Origin of the sequence: Chitinophaga sp. (assembly GCF_036566945.1) — a bacterium.
Classification (GTDB): Bacteria; Bacteroidota; Bacteroidia; order Chitinophagales; family Chitinophagaceae; genus Chitinophaga.
This window is the reverse complement of the sequence record NZ_DATCVJ010000616.1, coordinates 1-9395: the sequence shown is the minus strand read 5'-3', so window position 1 is coordinate 9395 and position 9395 is coordinate 1. Positions and strand designations below refer to the sequence as shown.

Annotated in this window: 6 protein-coding genes; 4 read left to right on the top strand and 2 right to left on the bottom strand. The window is 45.6% G+C overall.

The genetic code is table 11. The features are described from left to right. On the bottom strand, window positions 1-463 hold a 463-nt coding region (gene ribB / locus VIP81_RS18910; RefSeq protein ID WP_331964546.1), incomplete at its 3' end, for a 3,4-dihydroxy-2-butanone-4-phosphate synthase. A gap of 427 nt (window positions 464-890) precedes the next feature. Between ribB and VIP81_RS18905 the strand changes: the two genes are divergently transcribed. From VIP81_RS18905 to VIP81_RS18895, 3 genes are all read left to right on the top strand, one after another. After that, window positions 891-4115, top strand: a complete 3225-nt coding sequence (locus tag VIP81_RS18905) for a TonB-dependent receptor (protein ID WP_331964543.1) — start codon at window positions 891-893, stop codon at window positions 4113-4115. A 144-nt stretch (window positions 4116-4259) separates the two neighbouring features. Further along, window positions 4260-5717: an OmpA family protein gene (locus VIP81_RS18900; protein WP_331964540.1), complete on the top strand. Its 1458-nt coding sequence runs from the start codon at window positions 4260-4262 to the stop codon at window positions 5715-5717. Window positions 5718-5878: 161 nt separating this feature from the next. Beyond that, window positions 5879-8047: a TonB-dependent receptor gene (locus tag VIP81_RS18895; protein ID WP_331964537.1), complete on the top strand. Its 2169-nt coding sequence runs from the start codon at window positions 5879-5881 to the stop codon at window positions 8045-8047. On the opposite strand, the gene VIP81_RS18890 is transcribed toward VIP81_RS18895, so the two are convergent. Next, window positions 8044-8787: an alpha/beta hydrolase gene (locus tag VIP81_RS18890; protein ID WP_331964534.1), complete on the bottom strand. Its 744-nt coding sequence runs from the start codon at window positions 8785-8787 to the stop codon at window positions 8044-8046. The two genes, VIP81_RS18895 and VIP81_RS18890, sit on opposite strands and share 4 nt — an antisense overlap. A gap of 47 nt (window positions 8788-8834) precedes the next feature. Here VIP81_RS18890 and VIP81_RS18885 point away from each other — a divergent pair. Beyond that, a partial coding sequence (locus VIP81_RS18885) for an alpha/beta hydrolase-fold protein (RefSeq protein WP_331964532.1) occupies window positions 8835-9395 on the top strand: 561 nt, incomplete at its 3' end.

The following is a 9395-nucleotide window of genomic DNA, read 5'->3' as shown; positions in this document are numbered from 1 at the left end:
CCGCCAGTCTGGCCAGGTCGATGGTGGCTTCGGTATGTCCTGAGCGGCGTAAAACGCCACCTGTTTTTGCTTTCAGCGGAAATATATGGCCGGGTTTACCCAGGTGTTCCGGTTTGGTGGTAGGATCAATGAGCGCCTGTATTGTTTTGGCCCTGTCATGCGCGGAGATGCCGGTGGTACAGCCATGTCCGAGCAAGTCTACCGAAACAGTAAAAGGGGTTTGATGTAAAGCGGTATTGTCGCGAACCATTAGTTCCAGTCCCAGTTCATCGCAACGCTCTTCTACCAGCGGTGCACAGATCAGCCCACGGCCGTGGGTGCTCATAAAGTTGATAATTTCAGGTGTTACATTGCGTGCTGCTGTTATAAAATCACCTTCATTTTCACGGTCCTCGTCATCTACTACGATCACCAGTTTACCGTTTTTTATATCTTCTATTGCTGCTTCTATTTTATCTAACATATTTTATTCCCTCCGGGTCAGTAATGTTGAATTGCGCAAAGTTACAACATATACATGTGAAAAGATGAGGGGACGGGCGCCTGAATTTTTGTTAAAAAAACGTTGTGAATATGTTAATTACACAGGTCAACTTTAACATATAGAAAATATTATTACTATTTGATTGATTTATACATTTTAAAACCCATAAGGTTCACTGTGGTTATAGGTTTGATCCATTATTAATATCACCTATTTGAAAAATTGTAATTTTTAGGGAAAATCTTGAAAAATCCTATTGTTAACAAGCATTCGGCTAGATGTCATTCAATTTTTCAGTTCGGGGCCAAGTTATCCACAGTCTACTTAACAATTTGTTAATTTGAAGTTAAAATTATGCCAGGAAAATTAAGCAACTTTGCGGCTGAAACAACAACATCTTTGCTTTATGAGGTTTAAAAAATTACTCATTACATTTTCATTGTTACTCGTTTCAATCATCACTTTTGGTCAGGTTACTACCGGTAGTATGACCGGTTACGTAAAAGACGATAAAGGAGAAGGATTGATCGGGGCCACCGTAAAAGCTGTACACACTCCTTCTGGTACAGTATACGGAACAACCACACAGGAAGGTGGCCGTTACAACATCCCTAACATGAGGGTAGGCGGACCATACACTGTTACGGTGTCATATATCAGCTTCCAGGAACAGAAGGAAGAGAATGTTAACCTGCCGCTCGGCCAAACATTCAAAATCGATTTTAAACTCAGTGCGTCCTCTACTGCATTGAAAGAACTGGTGGTTACCGGTAAACAGAATAACACCTTTAACAGTTCCCGTACCGGTGCGGCAACTTACATTTCCAAAGAGCAGTTACAGAATCTGCCATCCCTCAACAGAGGTATAGCGGACTTCACCAAATTAACTCCTCAGTCAGGAAAAGGTTTAACCTTCGCAGGAAGAAATAACCTTTACAACTCCTTCACTGTAGATGGTTCTTTGTTTAGTAATGCTTTCGGGTTATCGGATTTACCAGGAGGACAAACCAATTCCCAGCCTATCAGCCTGGATGCGATTGACCAGATCCAGGTTAACCTGGCTCCATACGACGTTAAGTTGAGCGGCTTCACTGGCGCCAGCATCAATGCCGTAACAAAATCAGGTACCAATGAATTCTCCGGTTCCGTTTATAGCTTCTTCAGAAGTAACAGTCTTACCGGCGGTAAAGTAAAAGGAACTGATGTTAGTAAAGACGTATACAATCTCAAACAATACGGCTTTCGCGTAGGCGGTCCTATCATTAAGAACAAATTGTTCTTCTTTGTAAACGGTGAGCTGGAAAGACAGAATACACCAGGTTCCAACTGGCGGGCCAATCGGGGCACAAACGGAGCTGGTATTTCCAACGTAAAAGCTTCTGATCTTGATTTAGTGCAATCAACACTGATTGGTTTAGGTTATAACCCGGGTGCCTACGAAAATTATGAGTTCGAGCAAAATAACGACAAAGTAACTGCACGTATTGACTGGAACATTAACTCCAAGAATAAGTTCAACTTCCGTTATTCCTACATGAACTCATTGAGAGATATCGGCGCCAGTGGTTCGAATTCAAACACGGGTCGTGGTCCAAGTCAGACCAGTATGATCTTCCAGAATACCACTTACCGTCAGTACAACAAAATCAGCTCATTTGTAGCGGAACTGAACAGTTCTATCTCCAACAAAATGTCCAACAACCTGTCAGTTACGTACAGCCGCTTCCGCGATCGCCGTACTACACCAGGTGGTGCATTTCCGTTGATTGACATTGAAGATGGCGGCGGTAAAAACTATATCTCCGCAGGTTCTGAACCTTTCAGTGCATTGAATAGCCTGAGTCAGGACCTTGTACAGTTTGCCAATAACTTCAACCTCTACTCCGGTAAGCATACCTTTACATTTGGTGTAGCAGGGGAATATTTTAAATTCGACAACGCCTTCGCCCAGTTTTACCTGGGACAGTACCGCTACAAGGATGTACCATCCTTCATAGCCGCAGCTGGTGGCGATAAGACGGTACAGCCATTGCTTTACCAGTTATCTTATTCTGCCGTTGCAGGCAATTCAGCGCCATCTGCGAAACTGAATGCGGCTACTGCTTCTGTTTACGCACAGGATGAATACCAGATAAAAGATAATTTCAAGTTGACCTATGGTGTCAGATTAGATATGCCTTTCTACCCTACCAAACTTGATAAAAACCAAACCATCGCCGACGTTGCATTCCGCAACAACGAACATCTTGATGTAAGCGTATTGCCTAAAACCAGAGTGATGGTGTCTCCACGCGTTGGTTTTAACTGGGATGTTAAAAACGATCAATCCCTGCAGCTTCGTGGTGGAACGGGTATTTTCACGGGTCGTATCCCTTATGTATGGGCTGTTAACCAGGCCGGTCAAAATGGATTACTGTTTGGTCAGGAACAAAGCTTTAATCCTACCAACCGTCCTTTTACTACTGATCCGCGCGCTTATATTCCAGCTAATCCAAGCTTACCACCAAGTGCTTTGATCAACGTAATGTCTCCTGATTTCAAATATCCGCAGATATGGCGTTCCAACCTGGCAGTAGATGTATTATTACCAGGTAAAATAGTAGGTACATTCGAAGGTATCTATACAAAAGATATCAACGCAGTATACCACAGAGATGCGAACCTCGTAAACCCTACCGGAAAATCTGTAGGTCCTGGTGCACGTGATACCTTCCCTACACCTAACCGGGTGAGTTCAAAGGCTACTAACGCCATTGTACTGGATAATACTTCACAAGGCTGGTCTTACTCTTTATCTGCACAGTTCTCCAAAACATTTGATTTTGGTTTGTCTGCCACCGCAGCTTATGCTTACCAGAATGCAAAGGATATCACTTCCAGCCCTGGATCTCAGGCTGCCAGTGCCTTTAACGGTAACCAGATCGTGAATGATCCAAACAATCCGGTATTATCTTATACTGGTTTCATGGTACAGCACAGGGTGATTGCTACCTTATCTTATAAAATTCAATACGCTAAAGTACTGGCTACTACGGTATCTGTTATTTATGAAGGCTCTCCATTTGCCGACGCATTTAACAATACCCGCGTCAGCTACGTATATGCCGGCAACGCGAATAAAGACGGTTCTACCACCAACAACGACCTGATTTATGTGCCAAAAGATAAAAGCGAAATTATTCTGATCCCGAACAAAGCCAGTAATGGTGTACCTGCTGATACCCGCACACCAGACCAAATCTGGAGCGACCTGGATCAGTTTATCTCCAAAGATAAATACCTGAACAGCCGCAGAGGTAATTTTGCAGAAAGAAATGGTGGTCAGTATCCTTGGTGGAATCACTTTGATGTGAAGATCATCCAGGACATCGACTTCGCTAAAATTGCACCTAAGTCAAAAAGCAAATTACAGGCAACCCTCGACATCATTAACTTTGGTAACCTGTTGAGCAGTGATTGGGGTGTAGCTAAAACAGTTAACAACCCTGCTTTCCTGACCTACCGCGATAACGCAGGTCCAGGCGGACAGGCCCGTTACTCTTTTGCCAAAATCAGCAATCCGTTTAACGACTACACTGCCGTATTATCCAGATGGCAAATGCAGATTGGTGTAAGATATATCTTCAACTAATCAGCAATAGCTATATCATAAATGCAGAAGCCGTCTCCATGAGACGGCTTCTGCATTTATGATATAATCTCATCACGCGAAGGCCCACGCTTTCTTTTACAATAAACCCATACCCCTTCCCGTTATACCCCAAATCCTTTACCCTTGTCCCATTTACGTATTCTTATCCTGTTCCTCGTTTTCCTGTTTCCGCTGCACCCCATTTATGCACAGAACATCCTCGCCAATGCCGGCTTTTCAGACGTGAACATTTGTACAGAATATAACTACCCCTGCGCACCTGCTGCCTGGGAATCGGTAGCACCCAATACCAGTAAAATCATGTACACGCAAGACAAGGGCAACCGCTACATCACCGTTACCCTCTACAGCAGCATTGACCCCGACTTCCGTTCCTACGCCGAAACCCAACTGCTTTGCCGTTTAAAAAAAGGGCAACGTTACCAGTTGAAATTATATACCCTTATGGACGAAGACCGTCCCTATCCCCTGCCCGGTGTATTGTTCGACTCTGCGCCTATTTACCGCTGGACACCCAGACCATTAGCACAACCTGCCACTGTGTACTTCGACCGGAATACGGATAAGCATCCGGAAAAAAAATGGACCGTACTGGAAAAAACATTCGTAGCCGAAACCAATGCGAAATACATGATCATCGGTAACTTTGATTCATCGCTGGCGCATTACCCAAAAAATGAAGCTTTTTATCTGAATATAGACAGTGTATCGCTGATACCATTGTCGGGGGATGTTTGTGCCAATACGAAAGAAACGCTTGCAAAATTGTATGCGATGCACGACCGGCACCACTTTATCAGTCCGGACAAGGACCTGCTGGACATGGAACCAGTGAAAACACCTCAACTGCAAACCGTTTTCTACAAGCCCGGATCCTGTGACACCCTGCTGTTAAAAACTGATTTCTTCTTACCTAAAAGTAAAAACATCAACCCTTCCTATGCTGGTCAGCTGGAAAGCGTGCTAAAACCTTCCGATAATGTATTGCGGCATAAAATAAAACTTACCGGGTATGTCTTTAAAAATACCAGTGAAAAATATAATGAGGTAATGGCACAAGACCGCGCACAGGCAGTTGCCAGCTACCTGGTGTACCGTAAAGGCTTTAGCTTCGACGACTTCATAGTAACAGGCGTTGGCAAACTGACCACCGATGGAGACTCCAGCGAAAGAGTGGAAGTCATCAACTGCCAGCCGGCAGAAGAAGTAACGGTATCGGTTACACGCACAGATACCCTGCTCATCCCGGACCTGCTTTTCCAGGTAAACAGTCACGAACTGGAAAACAAAATGCTGCAGGCATTGGATAGTTTGATTGATAAAATTCCTTCCGGCGATCAGATATCCCTTACCGTTACCGGCCATACAGATAATACCGGCACCAATATTTACAACCAGGAACTTTCTATGCGCCGCGCCTTTACGGTATCAGATTATATCCGGGACAAAAAACCAGGTAGTAATATCACAGCTGTAAACGGCATGGGCGAATCTATGCCTATAGCAGACAATAGAACGGTGGCAGGCAGACGACAAAACCGTCGGGTAGAAATCGTGATCTATTACCTCGCTCCGCAATAAAACAGGCTGTTCCTGAAGTAATATCAAAAAAAGCTTTCCTTTAAAATTTTCCCGATTGCGTAAACGGGCCAGTATGCTTTTGTCTAATTTTGCTCCCCACAAATCAGGCGGCAACATCACCTGCGTATACTTATCTCATTTAAACGACGGCAATCAAGGCTATGCACACATTCAACAAACGATTATTTCTACTTCTCTTCTCCGGATGCAGTATCACCGCTCCATTGATGGCGCAACGGAAAGCAAGCAGCGACAATAAAAAAGATACCATACCAACAAAGGCTACTGACCAAAAAGTACTCGGTGAAATAGTGGTTTCTGCCAGCAGGAAACCCGTGACACTCGATAATGTTCCGTCTTCCGTAACTGTTATTACCAGAAAAACACTGGAAAACGACCTCCGGGTAACGACCGATATAACCGATATCCTTGGCCGCGAAGTACCCGGACTGGCGCCTGGTACACAAACCAACAGCAACGTAGGACAAAGCCTTCGTGGCCGCCCCGCGCTGATCATGATCGATGGTATTCCACAATCTACCCCACTCCGTAACGGCGAAGTCGATATGCGCTCCATAGATCCGGGCGTACTGGAAAGAGTAGACGTACTGAAAGGCGCTACTGCCATATATGGCAACGGCGCTACAGGCGGCCTGATCAACTATATTACGGCTACCCCTCAGGAAGACAAAGTCCTGTCTGGCAGAACTATGATCAATACCACCGGTTCGCTCACCAGTCTCAAAAATAGTGTAGGCGGTCGCGTTAGTCAGATGCTGCAGGGGAAATATAAAAAATTCGATTACATCGTTAGCGGGGTTGCCGAAGAAACCGGGGAATATAAAGACGCCAAAGGTAAACTGGTAGGCCCTAACTACAGCCTGGGCGAAACCGACAGCTACAACGCTTTTGCAAAAGTAGGTTACCAGGTAACTACCCGCCAGCGTTTACAGCTGATGTATAACTACTACCGTAGCCAGCAGAATTCCAACTACAATGTAGTGAATGGAGATATTCTCAATGGCATTCCTTCTTCAGGCGTATTGGGTAAGCCAGCCGGAGTGTCTACCGGCTCCAGGGGCAATCACAACCTGCATCTCGTATACCAGGCGGATAGTCTCATTGGCGGTACTTCCCTGAATGCTGATGCCTACTACGAATCCAGAGATGATATCTTTTATGTATCCTTTGGCCGTTTTGCCGGCAGCGACGGACAATCACATACCCTGGACAAGAAAAAAGGATTACGCCTGATGCTGAATTCCCCGTTGTCCAACAACTACAATTTTAACGGAACGCTTTCCTATGGCGCCGACCTGCTGAATGATGTGACCTCACAGCCACTGGTAGATGGTCGCGTATGGGTACCGGAAATGAATATGCTGAACTATGCTCCCTTTGCAGAAACACAGTGGTATCTCTGGCAAAATCTGATCCTGAAAGCAGGTGTAAGAGTGGAAAAAGTGAATGTAAGTGTAGACGACTATAACACGCTACCCCTCTCTACCAGTACACCCAGCATTCCCGTAAAGGGCGGTGAGCTGAATTATACTGCTACCTTGTTTAACGCCGGCATCCGTTATAACCGCCTGCCGGCTTTCATGCCTTACTTCAGTTTTTCACAAGGGTTCTCCGTATCCGATGTTGGCCTGGCATTACGTGACGCCAAAGTAAATGACCTTAAAAAAATCAATACAGAAGCGGTATTGGTGAATAACTACGAACTGGGCTTTGTGAGCGAACACAAAAAATTCCGTTTTGAACTCAGCGGCTTTATCAGTACCTCTAAATTGGGGGCAGACATGATCTTTGATCCCAATACCGGTTTATTTAACGTGAGCAGAACACCTGAACGCATATACGGTTTTGAAGCTGCCCTGACCTACCAGGTATTGCGTAACCTGGATATCAGCGCCAGTTACAGCTATGTAGAAGGAAAATCAGATACCGCCAAAACCGGTGGCAGCTACAACGTATACCTCAATGGCAGAAGGATTGCACCACCTAAAGTAACCGGTAGCATTAACTACCGTCCGCTGAAAGAACTTGAATTGAGATTACAGTATATGGGCGTGAATGGCAGGAACCGCTTCGAAAAGAACACCACCACTGGCCTGTACAATGGCAACGAAGGCCGTGTGAAAGCATATAACCTCGTTAACTTCAACGCCAACTACAAGGTCACACCCCGCACCATGCTGACCTTAGGTATCGAAAACCTTTTCAACGAAGACTACTTCCCGGCACGTGCGCAGTGGTTTATGATTCCGAATCAGTATGCCAAAGGACGCGGCGCCGCTTTTAATATAGGCGTTGTCGTTAGTTATTAATAAAAGAAAGGCAGTTGCAAAAATATATCCATGGCAGTTTTCCAGGTGGCCACATCATGTCGGCCACCTGGGATCTCCAGGGAAAAAATATCCTTATCCGGCTTATATCCCTTGAGCAGCAACTCTTTGATCAGATCCCGCGTATCATCAATACTATCAATAACCCCATTGTGATTCCTGTCGGCCGTTTCATCGGCGGTACCACATTCAAAAAAAAACTGCTGACCCGGATGATAACTCCCTTTGCGGATCAACTGATGCATAATGCGATCTTTGTCGTCCCGGTACCCATCACCCAACGGTTTGCTCCGCCACCATAAGGCGCCGGAAAAAACACCCGCCATCTGGAAAATTTCGGGATAATGCCAGACAATATCCAGGGCAGATAAACCTCCCAGCGAAAACCCGGCAAACGCCCGCCGCTGAAAGAGCATGTCCGGATACTGTTGTTGCAGAAACGGTAACAGCTCCCGGATAATAAAGCGGGTATAGCTTTCCGCCTGCCCGCCCTGCCCCTGATGATCCAGCACACCTGCCGTACCATATTCCGCCCGGCGATGTACCCCGGCATGAATACCCACTACCAGCACCGATTGGGAAAGTTCCGGCAGTAATCCGGCCAATTCCTGCCCGTCATTCACCAGCAACAGCACTGAAGGTGATGCCCCGGTGAAATAAGTATCCAGCACCACTTCCCGCTGCAAATAAGAAGAATTGATATAATGTTGACGTGTTTGCACACTAACAATTTACCAATAAACCAATAATCTTTTTTAAATTTATCTAAATGCTTCCCGTGACCGAAAACTATTTGAAATGGCATTCTCCCAACCTGGGAAAGGAATTTGAGATGTTGGTATTCGGCGACAGCGGATATCCCTTACTCCTCTTTCCCACCTCTATGGGACGCTACTATGAAAGCAAAGACTTTGGCCTTATTGAGGCGATCCGCTGGTTTATTGAAGAAGGCAGGATCAAGGTATACTGCCCGGACAGTATTGATGCCGTCAGCTGGTACAACAAACACATTACGCCGGAACAAAGAGCGTATAACCATACCTGTTACGACAAACTGCTGATGGAAGAAATTCTTCCCCGGATGGAAGCTGAAACAGGCAGCCAACGGATCGTAGCAGCCGGCTGTAGTTTTGGGGGCTATCATGCCGCTAACTTCGCTTTCCGTCATCCTGACCGGGTATCCTATTTGTTTAGTCTGAGTGGGATTTTTGACATCAAATCCCGTGTAGATGGGTATTACGACGACAACATCTACTATAACAATCCGGCAGACTATGTTCCGGGTAATCAACATGCCGATCTGTGGCGCATGGGCATTGTACTCGGCGTG